The 17,139-nt window shown below is 73.7% G+C and carries 17 protein-coding genes; 8 read left to right on the top strand and 9 right to left on the bottom strand.

Features of this window, described 5'->3' with window-relative positions; all coding sequences use genetic code 11:
* Positions 1-681 (top strand): hypothetical protein, encoded by a 681-nt coding sequence (locus ACSNOB_RS09615; RefSeq protein WP_436686233.1) that lies wholly within the window; start codon positions 1-3, stop codon positions 679-681.
* Positions 682-969: 288 nt separating this feature from the next.
* Here the strand turns inward: ACSNOB_RS09615 and ACSNOB_RS09610 are convergent, their stop codons facing one another.
* Positions 970-1,368, bottom strand: coding sequence for a winged helix-turn-helix transcriptional regulator (locus ACSNOB_RS09610; RefSeq protein WP_436686232.1), 399 nt, complete (start codon positions 1,366-1,368; stop codon positions 970-972).
* 109 nt (positions 1,369-1,477) lie between these two features.
* Between ACSNOB_RS09610 and ACSNOB_RS09605 the strand changes: the two genes are divergently transcribed.
* The 3 genes from ACSNOB_RS09605 to ACSNOB_RS09595 all read left to right on the top strand — a co-directional run bounded on the left by ACSNOB_RS09605 (position 1,478) and on the right by ACSNOB_RS09595 (position 3,377).
* Complete coding sequence (locus ACSNOB_RS09605; RefSeq protein ID WP_436686231.1) at positions 1,478-2,380, top strand: NADP-dependent oxidoreductase; 903 nt, start codon at positions 1,478-1,480, stop codon at positions 2,378-2,380.
* Positions 2,381-2,476: 96 nt separating this feature from the next.
* Positions 2,477-2,854, top strand: coding sequence for a DUF4267 domain-containing protein (locus ACSNOB_RS09600; RefSeq protein ID WP_436686230.1), 378 nt, complete (start codon positions 2,477-2,479; stop codon positions 2,852-2,854).
* Positions 2,855-2,909: 55 nt separating this feature from the next.
* A complete protein-coding gene (locus ACSNOB_RS09595) occupies positions 2,910-3,377 on the top strand; it encodes an SAM-dependent methyltransferase (protein WP_436686229.1) in 468 nt (155 codons plus the stop codon).
* Positions 3,378-3,539: 162 nt separating this feature from the next.
* On the opposite strand, the gene ACSNOB_RS09590 is transcribed toward ACSNOB_RS09595, so the two are convergent.
* Positions 3,540-4,031 (bottom strand): WapI family immunity protein, encoded by a 492-nt coding sequence (locus ACSNOB_RS09590; protein WP_436686228.1) that lies wholly within the window; start codon positions 4,029-4,031, stop codon positions 3,540-3,542.
* Positions 4,032-4,098: 67 nt separating this feature from the next.
* Complete coding sequence (gene yidD / locus ACSNOB_RS09585; protein ID WP_436686227.1) at positions 4,099-4,509, bottom strand: membrane protein insertion efficiency factor YidD; 411 nt, start codon at positions 4,507-4,509, stop codon at positions 4,099-4,101.
* Positions 4,510-4,628: 119 nt separating this feature from the next.
* Here yidD and ACSNOB_RS09580 point away from each other — a divergent pair, with 119 nt between their 5' ends.
* Complete coding sequence (locus tag ACSNOB_RS09580) at positions 4,629-5,186, top strand: hypothetical protein (RefSeq protein ID WP_436686226.1); 558 nt, start codon at positions 4,629-4,631, stop codon at positions 5,184-5,186.
* A gap of 60 nt (positions 5,187-5,246) precedes the next feature.
* On the opposite strand, the gene ACSNOB_RS09575 is transcribed toward ACSNOB_RS09580, so the two are convergent.
* Both ACSNOB_RS09575 and ACSNOB_RS09570 read right to left on the bottom strand, forming a co-directional pair.
* Positions 5,247-6,389: a hypothetical protein gene (locus ACSNOB_RS09575; RefSeq protein WP_436686225.1), complete on the bottom strand. Its 1,143-nt coding sequence runs from the start codon at positions 6,387-6,389 to the stop codon at positions 5,247-5,249.
* Positions 6,390-6,632: 243 nt separating this feature from the next.
* Positions 6,633-9,014 (bottom strand): acylase, encoded by a 2,382-nt coding sequence (locus ACSNOB_RS09570; protein ID WP_436686224.1) that lies wholly within the window; start codon positions 9,012-9,014, stop codon positions 6,633-6,635.
* Between the two features lie 173 nt (positions 9,015-9,187).
* Between ACSNOB_RS09570 and ACSNOB_RS09565 the strand changes: the two genes are divergently transcribed.
* Positions 9,188-10,723, top strand: a complete 1,536-nt coding sequence (locus tag ACSNOB_RS09565; protein WP_436686223.1) for a gluconokinase — start codon at positions 9,188-9,190, stop codon at positions 10,721-10,723.
* A 77-nt stretch (positions 10,724-10,800) separates the two neighbouring features.
* Here the strand turns inward: ACSNOB_RS09565 and ACSNOB_RS09560 are convergent, their stop codons facing one another.
* Entirely contained in the window at positions 10,801-11,403 is a 603-nt protein-coding gene (locus ACSNOB_RS09560) for a TetR/AcrR family transcriptional regulator (protein WP_436686222.1), read from the bottom strand.
* Between the two features lie 88 nt (positions 11,404-11,491).
* Here ACSNOB_RS09560 and ACSNOB_RS09555 point away from each other — a divergent pair, with 88 nt between their 5' ends.
* Together ACSNOB_RS09555 and ACSNOB_RS09550 are read left to right on the top strand one after the other, a co-directional pair.
* A complete protein-coding gene (locus ACSNOB_RS09555; RefSeq protein ID WP_436686221.1) occupies positions 11,492-12,361 on the top strand; it encodes an alpha/beta fold hydrolase in 870 nt (289 codons plus the stop codon).
* Positions 12,362-12,363: 2 nt separating this feature from the next.
* Positions 12,364-12,864: an HPP family protein gene (locus ACSNOB_RS09550; RefSeq protein WP_436686219.1), complete on the top strand. Its 501-nt coding sequence runs from the start codon at positions 12,364-12,366 to the stop codon at positions 12,862-12,864.
* A gap of 205 nt (positions 12,865-13,069) precedes the next feature.
* Here the strand turns inward: ACSNOB_RS09550 and ACSNOB_RS09545 are convergent, their stop codons facing one another.
* The 3 genes from ACSNOB_RS09545 to ACSNOB_RS09535 all read right to left on the bottom strand — a co-directional run bounded on the left by ACSNOB_RS09545 (position 13,070) and on the right by ACSNOB_RS09535 (position 17,138).
* Positions 13,070-15,583, bottom strand: a complete 2,514-nt coding sequence (locus ACSNOB_RS09545; RefSeq protein WP_436686218.1) for an FtsX-like permease family protein — start codon at positions 15,581-15,583, stop codon at positions 13,070-13,072.
* Positions 15,583-16,377: an ABC transporter ATP-binding protein gene (locus ACSNOB_RS09540; protein WP_436686286.1), complete on the bottom strand. Its 795-nt coding sequence runs from the start codon at positions 16,375-16,377 to the stop codon at positions 15,583-15,585. The genes ACSNOB_RS09545 and ACSNOB_RS09540 overlap by 1 nt, the downstream gene beginning before the upstream one ends.
* A gap of 86 nt (positions 16,378-16,463) precedes the next feature.
* Positions 16,464-17,138 carry a response regulator gene (locus ACSNOB_RS09535; protein ID WP_436686216.1) on the bottom strand — a complete coding sequence of 225 codons (675 nt, stop codon included), beginning with the start codon at positions 17,136-17,138 and terminating at the stop codon, positions 16,464-16,466.
* Position 17,139: the final 1 nt, after the last annotated feature.

The raw sequence follows: 17,139 nt of genomic DNA, 5'->3' as shown, positions 1-17,139 counted from the left end.
ATGGACACTCGGGTGTGGATTGAGGCACTGCGACGCCACGTGATCCCGGCGCTGGGCGACGGGTGGGAGCTGGCCGGCGACTCGCTCGTACGCGCACCGGTCGGCTGGACGGCCGCGCGCGTGGTGCCGCAGCCGTCGGCGTACGGGCCGGCGTTCTTCCTGCACGCGCAGGTGCAGCTGCTGGCCGAGCCGGAACCGGAGAGCTACACCTGCGGCTTCCGGCTGGGCCGCTGGGAGGCGCCCGCCACGCTGGCCGGATACTCGTCGATCGCCGCGCAGGTGGTCGACGCGGTCGTCTCCCGCGCCGCGCCGTTCTTCGACCGGTACGCCACGCTCGACGGCTACCTGTCGCACCTGCGGGAACGGCTGGCCGAGCTCGACCCGGGACAGGAATGGATCGACGTCCTGCTCGACGAGGAGCTGGCGTACGCCAACCTGCTGCTGGGCGACCTGCCGGCCGCCGAGGTGGCCGCCGGGTACGCCGAGCGCGCCGCCGAGCAGAACCGCCGTGACCCGCAGCCCCTCGACTGGGTCGAGGAGGCCGCCGGGCGCGTCGCCAGAGTGGTCGCGGCGGCGCGCCGCGACCACGGTGAGGCACGGGAGATCCTCGCCGGTCACGCCCGCGCCAACGCCCGCCAGCTACGGCTGACCGGCCCGGCGGCACCGGATCTGGGCCGGTAGCCACACCACCTCGCCGCCGGCCGGACCGGCGGGACGGCGGCTACGCCGGCTGCTTCGCCGGCCCCGACGGGCACGTCTGGGAGATCGCCTGGAACCCTGGCATCCCCTCGCCGACGACGGCTCGCTCACCGTCCCGGACCTCAGCGCGGACAGTGCCGCGGAAGGGGGAGAGTAGCCGCGACGGCTGCCGAGTTCCGGTACGTGCGGGACGGACTGCTGGTGCTGCTGCCGCACGACAGTGCGCGAGCCTGCCGGTGTGCGGACAGGCTGCGCCGCCTGTGCGGAGGTTCAGGGGCGTGCGTCGAACTGGGCGCGGGCGTCGAAGACCCGGTCCATGTGCGTCTCCGCCCAGCTCTTGATCGCGACCAGGACCGGAAACAGTTCATGGCCGAGCGGAGTGAGTTCGTAGTCGACGCGGACCGGCACCGAGGCCGTGACCGTGCGGGCGACCAGGCCGTCGCGCTCCAGCGTGCGCAGGGTCTGCGTGAGCATCTTCTGGCTGACGCCGGCGATGCGGTCGGCGAGTTCGCTGTGCCGCCGCGGGCCGTCGGCGAGGGCCGGGATCACCAGTGCGACCCACTTGTCCGTGAGCCTGCTCAGCAGCTCACGGGTCGGACACTGTTCCAGGAATGCGTCGTAGTCGCGTTTGGCCTGGTCGCGGCGTTGTGCCGCGGTCGTCGTCGCCATCCTGCCCTCCACCGGTGCCCTAGGCACTTCACGGTACCTACTTCCTGACGGTGCCCGCTGATTCCTACGGTCTTGGTGATCACGAGAAGAACCCACCAGGGAGGCAGCGATGCGCGCAGTCAGCTATGCACAGTTCGGCGGGCCGGAGGTCCTGCACGTGGCCGACGTGCCGGTGCCCGTGCCGGGGCCGGGGCAGGTACGGGTGCGGGTCGCCGCGTCCGTCGTCCACCCGGTCGACCTGATGATCCGCTCCGGTCGGTTCCCGGCCCCGCTGCCGACCGGTCTGCCGTACACGCCCGGCTGGGATGTGGCCGGCACCGTCGACGCGGTCGACCCGGCAGTCAGGGACTTCACGATCGGCGACGAGGTCATCGGCTTCTCGCCATGGCTGCGGACCACGGTCGGCGCCCACGCGGAGTACGTGGTGCTCGACGCGGCCTGGCTGACCCGCGCACCCGCCGGCGTCCCCGCCACCGAGGCGGCGACCCTGCCGACCAACGGCCTCGCCGCCGCCCAGGCCCTCGACCTGCTCGCGCTCCCGGCGGGTTCGACCGTGCTCGTCACCGGCGCCGCCGGGCAGGTCGGCGGGTTCGTCCTGGCGCTGGCCCGCGCGACCGGCCTGCGCGCCACGGGACTCGCCGGAACCGACGACCGTGCGTTCGTGGAGTCGTTGGGCGCGGCGTTCCTGTCGCGCGCCGACGACCCGACGGGGACGTTCGATGCGGTCATCGACCTGGCGGTGATCGGCCCCTCGCTGCTGGGCCTCGTCCGCGACGGCGGCGGCTACGTGGCCGCGTCGCCCCCGCTTCGCCCGGAACCGGTGCGGAACATCCGGACCGTCGCGCTGGAGGTGCAACCGGACGGATCGCGGCTGGCTGAACTGGTCGAACTCGTCACCAGCGGCGACATCCCGCTTCGGGTCGCCGGCGTGTACCCCTTCGCCGACGCCGCGGCCGCGCACGACCGGCTGGCCCGGGGCGGCGTCCGCGGCGGCGTGGTGATCGTCCCCTGACCCCCAGCCGAACCTCCGCCGTCACGATCGCCTGACGCGCCCCGCGCCGCGTACGCCGCTCGCGCCACGCCCGCGTCATCAAGAAAGAAGCCGCCCATGCTCACCACCATCGCCAACGTGCTCGCCGGACTGATCGGCGCGGGCATCATCCTCATCGGCGTGAACGCCTTCCGGGCGCCACAGGCCGCAGTCGGCTTCGGCATCCCCGACACGCCGACCGAAGACCGCACCTTCCAGGCCTGGCTGGCCGTCAAGGCCGTGCGCGACATCGCCTCGGGAATCTTCATCTTCATCCTGCTGGCTGGGGCCACACCGCACCTGCTGGGCTGGTCCATGCTGGCCGCCGCCGGCATGCCCGCCGGCGACGCACTGATCGTGCTGCGCAGCAACGGGCCCAAGGCGGTCGCCTACGGCGTCCACGCGGCCACCGCCGCGGTGATGGTGGCGATCAGCGTGCTCCTGTTCGTCGCGTGACCGTCACGCCGCTTCGGCCGAAGATCGCATCCACCGAAGGGAACAGCCTCTCCCCATGCTCAGCTTCGAGATCAACCCGATCGGTACGGTCCGAAACGACAGGACGGATGTCCAGCACAGCGACCACTGGGGCGCCGTCCGCAGCACGATCACCATCGACGAGCGCTTCGGCGACGCGTGCCTGCAGGGGCTGGAGGGCTTCTCCCACATCGACGTGCTGTTCGTCTTCGACCAGTTCCCGGCGCACGACGACTACCGCGAGCCCCGCCCGAACCGCGGCCGCGCCGACCTCCCGCCCGTCGGCGTCTTCGCCGGCCGCGGCCCCCGCCGCCCGAACCGCATCGGGGTGACGTGCTGCGCGATCGAATCCGTGCGCGGCCGTGACCTGACGGTGGTCGGCCTCGACGCGGTGTCGGGCACCCCCGTCATCGACCTCAAGCCGACGATGACCGAGTTCCTGCCGGTGAACGTCCAGCAGCCGCAATGGGTCAGCCACCTGATGTCGGAGTACTTCCAGCCCTGAAGCTCCGGACTGGATGGCGTTGGGCGTGTCCTTGCAGACGTGCGGATCGCCGGATCTACGCCGTCGCGGCTACGACTTCGACACGTACCGCCGGGAGCTGCGGACGCGCGGCATCCACCACCGCCGGCAGCTCGGCGCACGGTCCCGGCGGGTCGGCGGCGCTCAGGAGGCGGTCGCCCGCCGGGGGTACGCCTCGGTCTCCCGCGCCCACTGCTCCGCCGCCACCGCGAGGGCGTCGGCGGAGACGGTGAGCGTCAGCGGGTAGACCGCGCTGAGCGGCTGCCGCCGCATCCACGGGGGCAGCGACTCGTACGAGAACTCGACGGTCAACGCCAGCCGGCGGCGCCGCAGCACGCGGGCGCGGAAGGCCAGGTTCGGCTCGGTGAAGCGCGCCACCGCCAGGGCCTGCGCCGGATCGCCGGTCGTCTCGGCCTGCTGCCGTAGCCAGCCCGCCAGCGCGTACGCCTCGGACACGGTCAGGCAGGGCGTGAAGTGCGACCACGCCTGGCCGTCGGCGGTGCGGGCGTCGGTCTCGATGAGCAGCCAGTCGTCCCAGTCCGCCGCCTCCTCCGGATCGTCGGGCGGCTCGACCCCGGGCTGGTAGCCCACCGGCCGGATCCTCACCCGGGCGCCGTCGTCGGAGCGGATCTCCATGACCTCATCATGGCCGAACCGGCAGCGTGGGCGGGTGGGATACTCCGCAGGTCAGGGGCAACCCTGATCAGCGCACCGGGTCGTGGGTGCCCCGCGGCACGTCGGCGCGGCAGCGGCGCAGCCGGTCGGCGGCCAGCTTCCCGCCGACGGCCAGCCCGTAGCGTTCCACCGCTTCGAGGCCGTACGCGCTGCACGTCGGGGTGTAGCGGCACTGTCCCGGCCAGCGGTGCGACAGCCAGCGCCGGTAGCCGAGGATGGCGGCCCGCCCGGCGCGGTCCACCAGCGGCGCCCGCCCGGCGGGAGCGGTCGCCTGGGAGGGCGCCACGAGCCGGGCGAGCAGCGCGCCGAGGGTGAGCAGGAAGGAGAAGAGCCCCAGGTCGCAGCAGGGCACGTCGCAGTTGGGCGTGTCGCAGTCGCACCCGTCGCAGTAGTCGCGCTTCTTCTTCTTGCGGTGCCCGTCGTGCTTCAGCTTGATCACGGGAACATGATGCGACGGCCGCGCCACCCACCCTCAGCCGGCACTCGGGGTGGTCGGTCGGGGGCCGGTGCGGGAAGTCCCGGATGGAACGCGGCCGGCCGGACGGCGACGCTGGGTGAATGACTGACACCGATGCGCGGACCACGTCGAGACTCGTGCCGGCGGCCGCCGTCGGCGGCCCGGCGCTCCTGCTGCTCTACGGCCTGCTCCGCCTGGTCGACGGCCTCGACGGCGACCGGGGCGACGGCTGGGCCTGGGACGTCGGCCACACCTTCTTCCTCGTCGGGATCGTGCTGTTCGGCGCGCTGGTCGTCGGGCTGCGTCGGCTGCTGCTCGCCGTGTCGCCCCGGAGGCGGGCGCTCACCGAGGCCGCGACGGTGCTGGGGCTGGTCGGGGTGGCCGGCTTCGTCTGGGTGATCCTCGGCGACCTCTTCCCGAGTCTCGCCGACGTCGCGCCGCTGCCCGATCCGGCCATGGCGCTGGGGCCGCTGCTGTTCCAGGCCGGCATCCTCACCCTGCTGGTGCTGGCGGGGACCACCCGGCCCCGGCTGCTGCCGGCGTGGGTGCCCGTGCCGGTGCTGCTCGGCTTCCTGGGGATCGCGGTGGACCTGGACCTGCTGCCGCTGGCCGCCGCGGTGATCCTCGTCGGCCTGCTCCCCCTGCAACGCCTCCGCTGAGCAGGCCGCCCGCGACGCACCCCGCCGAGCAGGCCGCCCGCGACGCACCCCGCCGAGGGATCAGCTCCAGACCGTGCGGCGTACCCCGTCGTGCTCGGCGCAGGCGTCGCGCCGTCCGCCGGTGAGGCTGACCGCGCCGTCGCGGCACTGCACGAGGTAGCCCCGGCCGGCCCAGAAGTCGGGCACGCAGTCGAACCAGTCGCAGATCTCGGCGGCCGGCTTGCGGACGCGGTTGCCGCCGCAGAAGTCGTACCCCATCGGGTTGGCGGGGGCGCCGCACCGCCGCTCCCGCGCGGGCGTCGGCGCGGGCGAGGCGGTGGCGCGGCGCGGCGCGGACGCGGCCGGCACCTTGGGTCCGGCGGGCGGTGGGGCCGGCGAGGCGGCGGTGGCGCTCGGCGCCGCGGTGGCCGCGACGGCGACCTCGGCGCCGGTCGGGTCGGCGGGGTCGGTGTCGAGCAGCGCGGCGGGCACCAGCAGGGCGATGCCGGCGGCGACGGCCACGGTGCGCCGGCCGCCGGGCACGAGGGCGAAGGCGCGGGCCTGGCCCGGGGTGGCGATCACCGGCCGGAACGGCTTGAGCTGGGCGTGCTCGGCGATCGCCTCGTCGAGCTGGTCGAGCACCGCGCCGCGCTGCTCGATGGCGTCGGCGAAAGCCAGCGTGAGCTTGAACCGGAAGTCGGCGGCGATGTCGACGGGGAGCATCAGCCCCGAGGTGCGCCGCCGGTCCAGCACCTGCATCAGGGTGACCGGCGCGTGCGGGTCGTGGGCCAGGCCGGTCATCTTCCCGTACGCCCAGTCGCGCCGGCCGCGCCCGCCGAGCAGCACCAGCCGGCGGTTGGTGATCACCGCCATGCCGGCGTCGGTGACGCGGACGCCGTCGGGTCTGCGGGGCCGAAGCGTGGCGGCCTCCGGGGCGAGCGCCAGGTCCGGCGCGGGCAGCACGGTGGTGTGCCGGACCTCCACCAGCTGCGCGGCCGGCAGCACCCAGAAGACCACCTCGTCGGGCGCCAGCTCCAGCGGCAGCCCCGCGCCCGCGGCGGCCGAGCCCTGGAACTCCTCGGCGAGGGTACGCAGGCGGCGCAGTTCGTCGTCGCGTCTTCGCCAGGCCTTCTCGGCGCCGCGGAACACCCGCCGCCGCCGTTCGTTCTGCCGGTGCGCCCACCGGTACCGCCACGTGGAACCCGTCGAATCAGTCCTTGCCATGCCGACTCCTTCGCCGCGCAGGCCACCAACCGGGGTGTCACCAGTGTCAACTGTGACAACGGCCGGCAGGGACACGACGCAACGGGGCAAAATGGCCGATCGGCGGAGCAAATCGGACGAGAGGTGGGTTTCGCCTGCTTGACCGGCACCCGTCGGGCGTGTCGCGGCGCGGGGGCGACCCCGAGGCGTCGCGCCCGCCGGGTCCGGGGATCCGACGGGCGCGACGCGTGGCGCGGTGGCGCGTCAGTGGCGGGGGCTGCCCTCCCCCACCCGGTAGGTGCGCAGGTTCGGGTCGGCCTTGAGCTGCGCCTCCGTGTACTTGACCGTGTCCCAACCCTTGCCGGAGTAGAGCCGGGTCTGGTCGGCGTACCAGGGGGAGTTCGGGTTGCTCGACTGCGAGTAGGTGAGGATCTGCCGCCCCGACGGGCCGTTCGGGCCCAGCTCGACCGCCATCACGAACGACGAGCCGTGCACCACCTTCGGATAGCCGACGCCGGGCGCCAGCGGGCTGATGATCATGTTGAAGACGCCGGCCTCGGCGCGTCCGCCGTGGATCGGGATGCGCCGGTCGCCGCGCGGCTCGGTCTGGATGTCGCCCAGCCGCGCGTCGAGCGGGATGCCGGCGAGCTTGCGGACCGCGTCGGCGAGCGCGGTGCGTACGCGCGGGTCGGCGGTGTTGAGCCGGCTCGGGGTGCGCACCGGGTCGCCCGCGTCGAACGCGTCGGCGAAGCGGATGCCCCCGGCCAGGGCGAACTCGGTGAACAGGTGCGCGCCCCGGCTGTCCAGGTCGACGTGCAGGTCCCAGCCCTTCAGGGCCGCGCAGGCGGCGCGCAGGTCGACGGTCGTCCCGTCCGAGGCGGTCGCGGTGGGGTGCGCGGTGCAGACGGCCACGAGGTCGTCGCGGACGAGTTCCCCGCCGTACGCGCGGTTGCCGAAGACGGTCTGCCAGAGCCGGGCCGTGGTGAACCCCCGCCCCGGCAGCCCGTCGGTGCCGGCGAGGCGCCCCCGCACCTGGTCCAGCCCGAGCCGCGTGCGCAGGCTGCGTTCGGTGCGCTCGTTGCCGATGATGCGCGGGTAGCCCTCCAGCGGCGCCTCCGGGTTGGCCAGCCAGTGGCTGTCGTTGGAGTTGGTCACGTAGTCGGCGCGGAACCGGGTCGGCAGGTTCGCCGGGCCGAGGATGCCGGGCACCGCCGCGTCGGGGTCCCGGCCGAGCGCGCAGGCCGACCGGGAGCCGTCGAGGACGGCCTGGCCGCTGGCGGCGTAGAGCGGCTGGAACGGCGCGGGGATGCAGGCGGCGGCCAGTTCGTGGGTGACCCGGGGCACCACCGAGTGGTCGGCGTAGAGGGCCTCACCGCGGGCGTCGGAGGCGATCACGTTCACCCAGGGCAGGAACTGGTGCCGGTCGAGGACCTGCTTCAGCTCGCGGACCGTCCTGGCCCGGCCCATCTGGAGCCAGCCGTCGAACGCGCGGTTGTTGGTGGCGTTGACGTCGGTAATCGCGTACGCGGCGGTGGCGCTCCAGTCGAACGTGCCGGGGACGACGACGACCGGGCCGAAGTGGGTGTCGTGGAAGGTGCGGCTGACCGGCACCGTCGTGCCGCCCGGGCCGGGCACCCGCACGGTGACGGTGCGGGTGGTCATCCGCACGGGTCGACCGTCCACGTAGTACGCGGTGGGGTCGCCGGGGACCAGCGCGAGCCGGTGCCACACGAAGCGGCGGGCGGTGGAGACGGTGTGGCTCCAGGCGAGGGTGCGGTTGTGCCCGATCTCGATGATCGGGTCGCCGATCAGCGCCGCGCCCTCCACGTCGTAGCGGCCGGGAACCTTCAGGTGCATCCGGTAGAAACGTTCCGCGCCCTCCCACGGGAAGTGCGGGTTGGCCAGCAGCATCCCGCCGCCGTGGGTGGTCGCCTGCGCGCCCAGCCCGTACGCGTTGCTGCCCACCCCGGCGGGCGCGCCGTCGCGGGCGGCGACCACCGCCGCGGCGCCGGGCGCGTCCAGGACGGCGGCCGGGCCGGTGGCCGTGGGCGGCGCGGCGGCGACGATCCCGTCGAGCACCGCCCGCGAGCCCGCCCGGACCATGCTGGCCCAGCTCGCGCGCCACATGTCCAGCTCGGTCAGCGGGCGCACCCACGGCTTCGCCCGGCACGCGGGGTCGGTGAGGTTCGCCGCGCCGGTGCGGCGCAGGTAGTTGTTGTAGCCGGCGACGAAGCCGCGGATCTGGTCGCGGACCTCGTCCGACGGGGAGTGCACGCCGTCGCGGGGCCCCTGGAGCAGTCGCTCGGCCGTGCGCTCGTCGATCGCCTTGCGGTAGAACAGGTCGCTGCGCACGTTCGCGTCGGTCGGGCCGCTCGCCCCGAAGAAGCGGGACCGCTCGGCGCTGACCGTGACCACCTTCTCCGCGATGACGCAGATGTTGTCCTCGGCCTGGGCGTAGCCGACGCCGAAGCCGAGGGAGGCGAAGTCGCGGGCGGTGATGTGCGGGACGCCGTACGACGCCCGGCGGATCTCCGCCGAGTAGCCGCCGTCGCGGTGCTGGGCGGCGGCCGGCGGGACGCCGGTGACCACCGTGGTGACGACCGTGACGAGTGCGGTGGCCACCGCACCGGCCGGCTTCAGCCTCATCCTGTCTTCCTCCCCGTCGTGGTGAACGTGCGGGACATTCACGCTGATGGGCATTCTCGTGCCGCCGGCGGCGGCGGGGAAGACCCGACCGGGAAACGGGTTGTTCCCCCTACGGGCCGCCCGCCTGCTGGGTAACGTCGACGGCACCCAGGGCCAGCGAGGGGGTGGAGCCGGTGAGCGGCCCGCTCCGTGCCGTCGTGATCGGCGTCGACATCGGCACCACCAGCACCAAGGCCGTCGCGTACGACATCGACGGCAGGCAGCTCGCGCACCACTCGGTCGGCTACCCGCTCGACGAGCCCCACCCCGGTTACGCGGAGCAGGATCCGCACCTCATCCACGCGGCGGTGCTGGAGTCGCTCCGCGCGGTCGTGGCGGAGCTGGGTCGGCCGGTCGCCGGGCTGGCGTTCGGCACCGCCATGCACAGCCTGATCGGGCTGGACGCCGACGGCAACCCGCTCACCCGGTCGCTCACCTGGGCCGACTCGCGGGCCAGCCGGCAGGCCGAGCGGCTGCGCGCGATCCCCTCCGGGCTGGCGCTGCACCGCCGCACCGGCACCCCGGTCCACCCGATGGCGCCGCTGTCCAAGCTGCTCTGGTTCGCCGAGCAGGACCCGACGCTGTTCGGGCGGGTCGCGTACTGGGTGGGCATCAAGGACTGGATCATGCTGCGGCTGTGCGACGCGCTGGTCACCGACCACTCGGTCGCCTCCGCGACCGGCCTGATGGACATCCACCAGCTCTCCTGGGACGAGGAGGCGCTCGGCATCGCCGGGATCACCGAGGAGCAACTGCCCGAGCTGGTGCCCACCACCACCGTGCTGGACGGCCTCACCGCCGAGGCGGCCGCGGCGACGGGGCTGCCGCCGGACACGAAGGTGGTCGTCGGCGCGGGCGACGGCCCGCTGGCCAATCTCGGGCTCGGCGCGGTCGCCCCCGGCGTGATGGCCTGCTCGATCGGCACCAGCGGCGCCATGCGGGTGATGGTGGAACGCCCCGGCGTCGACCCGCTCGGCGGGGTGTTCTGCTACGCGCTGACCGAGCAGCGCTGGGCGGTGGGCGGCGCGATCAACAACGGCGGCATCGTGCTGGACTGGCTCGGCGACGCGCTCGCCCCGGAACTGGGCGAGCACGCCGAGGAGGAGCTGCTGGCCCTGGCCGCCGAGGCCCCGGTCGGCTCCGGCGGGTTGATCATGCTGCCGTACCTGCTCAGCGAGCGGGCCCCGCACTGGAGCGCGCTGCCGCGCGGCGCGTACGTGGGGCTGACCCACGGGCACCGCCGCGCGCACCTGGTGCGGGCCGGGCTGGAGGGGGTCTGCCAGCAGTTGGCGCTGGTGCTGGCATCGGTGCGGGCCGCCGGCAACGAGGTGCGGGAGATCCGGGCCAGCGGCGGGTTCGCCCGCAGCCCGCTGTGGCGGCAGATGCTCGCCGACGTGCTCGGCATGCCGGTGGGCTTCCCCGCCGGCCGCGAGGGCTCCAGCTTCGGGGCGGCGCTGCTCGGCATGGAGGCGCTGGGGCTGGTCGCCTCGATCGACGTCGCCGCCGACCTGGTACACATCGAGCAGACCGCCCGTCCCGCGCCGGCCGCCGCCGCCACGTACGCCGCCCTGCTGCCGCTCTTCTCCGAGCTGTACGCCGCGCTGGTCCCCACGTTCACCTCGCTGCGCCGGCTCGCCCCGAGCCTGCCGCCGCAACCGCCGCCGGCGTAGCCGCCGCCCGGCCGGGTGACGCCGCCGGGCGCGGCACCGGCAGTCCCGCCCGCCTCCACATCGTGCGAACGTGACGCTCAGGCCGGCGGCTCCGGGGTGCCCGCCGGCGCGGCCGGGGAGCGCGGAGCGGTGTCCGCGTCGAGCAGGCGGCGCGCGGCGGCGCGCGCCTCGCGGGCCGGCTCGACGCTGCCGGTGATGGCGGCGGTGACCATCGCGCCGTTGGCCAGCAGGGCGAGCTGCGCGGCGAGGGACGGCGGCCGGCCGGCTTCCGCGACGAGCGCCGCGAGGTGGTCGGCGAAGGCCCGCTTGTGGGTACGCACGATGTCGACCACGCCGGGCGAGGAGCCGCCCAGCTCGGCGAACGAGTTGATGAAGGCGCACCCCCGGTAGTCGGGCTGGCCGAACCAGTCGTGCAGGTAGTCGAAGACCGCCAGGACACGCTCCGTCGGGGTCGGCCGCGCCGAGGTGTACGCCGCCAGCGCGTCCCGGATCGCGAGGTCGCGCCGGCGCAGCACCGCCTCGACCAGGTGCTCCTTCGAGGGGAAGAGCTGGTAGGTCCGCTTGAGCGAGACGCCGGAGGCGGACCGGATCGCGTCCATCCCGACCGCCTGGATGCCGCGCTCGTAGAAGAGCGTGTCGGCCGCGTCGAGCAGCCGCGCCTCGGCCGTGGTGTGGTCCATGTCAAAGCCCCTTGCCCGGAGAACCTTCGTTCTCCTACAGTACCAACCAGTCGGAGAACGATCGTTCTCCCGAAATCGAGGAGCACCCGTGGCCCCCTTCGCCACCCGTCACCACACAGTCACCGTCGCCGGCCAGCAGGTCTTCTACCGCGAGGCCGGCGACCCGTCCCGCCCCACCCTCGTGCTGCTGCACGGCTTCCCCACCAGCTCGCACATGTTCCGCAACCTGATCCCCGCGCTGGCCGACGAGTACCACCTCGTCGCCCCCGACCACGTCGGCTTCGGCAACTCCTCCGCCCCGCCGGTCGGCGACTTCGACTACAGCTTCGAGCGACTCACCGAGATCACCCTCGGCCTGCTCGACACCCTCGGCATCGACCGGTTCGCCCTCTACGTGCACGACTACGGCGCCCCCATCGGCCTGCGCATCGCCAGCCGGCACCCGGAGCGGGTCACCGCGCTCGTCACCCAGAGCGGAAACGCGTACACCGAAGGGTTCACCCCGTTCTGGGAGGTGCTCTTCGCGCACGCCAAGGACCGGGCCACCCACGAGCCCGAGGTCCGCAAGCTGCTGGAGGTCGAGGCCACCCGCTGGCAGTACACCCACGGCGTGCCGGCGGACCGGCTCGACCGCGTGGCCCCGGAGACGTGGCGCCTCGACCAGGCGGGCCTCGACCGGCCCGGCAACAAGGAGATCCAGCTCCAGCTCTTCTGGGACTACCAGTTCAACCTCGACGTCTACCCCGACTTCCAGCGCTACTTCCGCGAGCACCGGCCGCCGACCCTGGTCACCTGGGGCCGCCACGACGAGATCTTCGGCGCCGCCGGAGCCGAGGCGTACGCCCGGGACCTCCCCGACGCCGAGATCCACCTGCTGGACACCGGCCACTTCGCGCTGGAGACCCACGGCGACGAGATCGCCGGGCTGATCCGCGACTTCCTGCGCCGGGTCCGGTAGGCATGGCCTCGACCACCCTCGGCCCGCCGGCGCTCGACCGGCGGGCCGCGCGGGCCGGCGCGCTCGCCGCCGGGACGGTGCTGCTCGGCGCGATGAGCCTGCTGGCCGCCATCGAGGCGCTGACCGGGCGGGACGTGTTCGCCCTGCCCTTCGTCGCCTCGGCGGCCGTGGTCGCCATGGCGCCCCGGGCTCCGCTGGCCCGACCGGCGGCGGTGCTGCCCGGCTACGCGGCCAGCACCCTCGTCGCGGTGGCGGTCACCGCCGTCGCCGGGCCGTCGGTATGGACGGCGACCGCCGCGGCGGTGGGCTCGCTGGTCACCATGCTGCTGCTGGCGGCGCCGCACGCGCCGGCCGTCGTCTGCGCCGCCTTCGTCGGCCTGACCGGCCCCGGTCTCCTGCACCCGCTGCACACGGTAGTGCCGGCCGTGCTGGTCGTGCTCGGCACGGCACTGCTCGCCGGGCGACTGCTGCCCCACTACGGCTACCCGCCGTCCTGGCGCTGACCCGTCCCGCCGGCCGGGCGCCGGTCCGATCCCGCCGGCCGGGCGCGAAGGTGTCCGGCCGGCGGGTCAGGGCGCCTCGACGCCCGAGATGCGGTACCTGTGCACCTCGGCGCCGAGGGCCGCCACCGCCTGCTCCTCGCCGGTCGCCAGCCCGGTCAACCCGGACCGGTTACGGCGGTCGGACGTGGCTACTGCCGAGCGGCGGTCACGGTTGCGGGCGGCCACGAAGCGCGAAGCGGGTGGCGAGGAGTGTCGTGGCCAGGGTAAGTGCGGTCGCGGTCCCGCACACCGTGGCCAGGATCCAGATGGAGCCGGCCGGTAGCAGGGTGCCCAGGACGCTCAGGCTCAGCGGCATCAACGTCAGGGCGGCGACCAGTAGGCCCAGGATCAGGCCGACCGCGGCGATCAGCAGTGCTTCGACGGTCATCATCGCCAGGACCTGCCGGTGCGTGGTCCCGACGAGTCGTTGGAGCATGAACTCCCGTCGGCGCTCGCCGGTCGCCAGGACCTGGGTGTTGACCAGCGCCAGCACCGAGTAGCCGACGACCACGCAGAGCACAAGGTAGGCCATGGACGCCTGGGTGTTGTCCTGGTCGTGAACCGCCGCGGTGAAGGCGGCTCGATCGACGACGCGCACGCCGGGATGACGGCCGGCGAGGTCGGCGAGCCTGCCGGCCAGGACGGCGGTGTCGTTGCCGGTGACGGCGCTGACCATGATCTGCGGCACCGACTCGGCGGTGGTGTGACCGAGGAGCAGCGACGCCGGCATCAGGGTCGTCTCGTATCCGGGTCGTCCCTCCAGAGTGGCGACCAGTTTGAGGCGTACCGGGGTGCCGTCGCCCAACCGCATCGCAATCAGATCGCCCAGCTCGTGGCCGACGGCGTATTTCGCGGGCAGCGCGACCGTGTCGCCGTGCAGGGCGTCGAGGGTTCCGGTGGCGGCCCGGAAGGCGGTGGTCAGGGTCAGCCCTTCGGGTGTGACACCCCGCACCGACAGCTCGGACGGTTGGGCCGAGTCGGACTCCTCCTCGTCGGCCCCGGCAGCCACCGGCGGTGTCGCGGGTTCGAGATATGCCCGGGTGGGGATCTGGGCGGTTGCCGCCGCGGCTGCGGGCTCCCTGCGGATGGTGTCCAGCAGGCCGGGCGGGAGGCCTCCGGCGTCCGAGACCACCAGGAAGTCGGCCGTCATGGTGTCGGCGGCGGCTTGGCGAGCGCCACTGGACTGGGTGACCTGCATGTAGGTCAGGCCGGTGGCCAGTCCGGTCGCGAGCATCACCGGCATCACCGCGGCCGCCAGCCGTGCGATGCCCACCTGCGCGTTGCTGGTGGCGAGGTGGCCCGCGAGGCCGGTCAGAGACCGCAGCGGCCGCCGCAGCGACCGGGTGACGGCCCGGGCCAGTACCGGGCCCAGCAGACCGAATCCCACCGTCCAGACCAGCGCGGCCGGGGTTGCCACGCTGCCCGCGTCCGGGCCGTCCGCGGCCGCCGTGCCCACGGCCAGCGCGACACCGCCGGCCAGGCAGAGCAGTCCGGCGATCGTCCGGACACCGCTGAACCACCGGCGCTGGAGCGACACCTCGGCGAGCGCTTCGGTCGGCCGGGTGTGAGCTGCCCGGTGCACGGCGATCAGGGCGGCGACGAACGCGGCGACGAGCGCGGTGCCGATGCCGACGATCGCCGGGACCGGACCGGACCGGAAGGCGATCATGTCGGGTACGACGTCCGCGCTGGCGAAGGCGCGCAGCAACCATGCGCCGAGCCAGGGCCCGACGAACCAGGCCGGCGCGGCGGCGACGATAGCCAGCATCGCGGTCTCGCCAAGGATCATCCGGCGCACCTGCCCGGGCGCGGCGCCGACGGCCCGCAGCAGTGCCATCTCGCGCTGCCGGCGGCGCATCGACAGGCCCAGAGTGCCGGCGACCACGAACACCGTGACCATCACCGAGAGTCCACCGAAGGCCGCGGCGAGCGGAATGAGATCAGCACCCTCCGCGATGACGGCGGGATTCTCCGCCCGGCCGCGCTCGTCGCCGGTCATCACCAAGACGGGCTGCCCACTCCCCCGGACCGCGTCCCGCAGGCGCCGGGCGACCTGATCCGTGTCGCTGCCGGCGGTGGTGAACACGCCGATGGAGGCGATCGATCCGACCCGCTCCGCCTCGGCATCGGCGAGGAAGACGGTGTTCTCGTCGCCGGCGCCGGTGGCCAGTCCGGCGATGTCGAATCGCTGGGCACTACCCTTGATCATCAGGTCGACCGGTTGCCCGGGCCGCAGCCCGGCCCGCTGGGCGAGCCCGCTGCCCAGGACGATCTGGCCCGGGCCGTCCGGCGCGACACCCTCGGCGAGCCGGTAGGGGGTGAGCGGAGCGGAGGACCAGCCGTGCCCGGTGACCGAGGCAGAGGCCGTGGTGCCTTCGAAGGACAGATCCTCCACCGTACGGGCGACGCCCGGAACCTTGGCCAGCGCGTCGGCGAGGTCGTCGTCGAGGTGGATCCGCTCGGGGAACACGAGATCCCGTTTCGTGCCGAGGTACCGCTGGTCGGCGGTGACCACGATCGGAGCGGCGGCCAGCCGCTCGGGCGGGGCCGCGTTGCGGACCCCTGTCTCCAGCAGCGCGCCGCAGCCCACCACGATCGTGGCGCCGAGGAACGTCGCGATGAAGCAGGCGACGAAGCCGCCCTTGTGGAAGCGCAGCATGCGCAACGCCAGCCCGGTCATCACCGCACCCCCTGAGCGGCCACGCGGTGGCCCCACGCGCCGAGCTGGGTCATCCGGTCGGCGACCAGGTCCGCCGTCGGCCCCTCCAGCGAGCCCACCAGCCGGCCGTCGGCGAGGAACAGCACGCGGTCGGCGAACGCGGCCGCGACCGGGTCGTGGGTCACCATCACGATCGTCTGCCCACCGTGCTCGACCGCGTCCCGCAGCAACGTCAGCACCTCCCGCGCGGTGAACGTGTCGAGGGCGCCCGTCGGCTCGTCACCGAAGATCACCGCCGGCTGGGCGATGAGCGCCCGGGCGATGGCGACCCGCTGTTGCTGACCGCCGGACAGCTCACCGGGGCGACGGTCCCGGCGGCCCGCGAGGCCGACCCGGTCGAGTATGTCGTCGACCGCGTGCCGCTGCGGCTTTCGGCCCGCGAGGCGCAGCGGCAGCGCGACGTTGTCCGCCACGGTCAGCGCGGGGAGCAGGTTGAAGGACTGGAAGATGAAGCCGATCCGGTCTCGGCGCAGCCGGGTCCGCTCACGCTCGCCGAGCGGGGCGAGGTCCACACCGTCGAGCCGGACCGTTCCCGACGTCGGCCGGTCCAGCCCCGCCGCGCAGTGCAGGAACGTGCTCTTGCCCGATCCGGAGGGTCCCATCACAGCGGTGAAGCTGCCGTGGTTCAGGCCGACCGTCACCTGGTCGAGAGCGACGGTGGCGTTCCTGGTCCCGCCATAGGCCTTGCGTACCGATTCCAGCTGGAGAACATGCCCGCGATGCGCGTCAGGCGCCCTGTCGTTCATGGCGTTTATGCTGGTCGAGACGCTGTTGCCGGCGACAGCCTCGACCGATGGGACCTGTCGTCCACCGACCGGTGGACAACGCCGTCAGCTGACGGTCACGAACGCCGGTTCCAGGGACGCCGCTCGCCCGGCCCGGGCCGCGCCAGCAGGCCACGTTCGAGTGCGGTGACCACCGCATGCGTACGGTCGCTGACGTCCAGCTTCGCGAAGATCCGCAGCAGGTGCGTCTTGACGGTGGCCTCCGCGATCACCAGACGCCTACCGATGTCGGCATTCGACAACCCGTCCGCCACCCCGTTGAGCACGTCCACCTCCCGCGAGGTCAGCACGACCGGGGCCGGCTGGCGCATCCGCGCGACGATGCGTTCGGCGACCCGTGGGGCGAGAACGGTCTGGCCTCGGGCGGCGGAGCGAATGGCGTCGGCCAGCTGCTCTCGGCTGGTGTCCTTGAGCAGGTAGCCGATAGCGCCGGCCTCGACGGCGCGTTCGATCTCGCTGTCGGTGTCGTAGGTGGTGAGGATCAACACGCGGGTCCCGGAGGGACCGCCGAGGATCGCGGTGGTGGCCTCGACACCGTCCATGATCGGCATCCGCAGGTCGAGCAGGGCCACGTCCGGCGTCAGACGCTCGATGAGCTCGACGGCCTCGCGCCCGTTGCCGGCCTCGCCGACCACCTCGATGGCCGGGTCGGCGGCGAGCAGCGCCACCACGCCGGCGCGCATCACCGCATGGTCGTCGGCCACCACGATACGGATCTGGTCGTCTGTCATG

The sequence above is a fragment of the Micromonospora sp. URMC 106 genome (genome assembly GCF_051386395.1).
In the GTDB taxonomy this organism is placed as follows: Bacteria; Actinomycetota; Actinomycetes; order Mycobacteriales; family Micromonosporaceae; genus Micromonospora.
Note: the sequence above shows the minus strand (reverse complement) of the source record. Positions and strands in the feature narration are given on the sequence as shown.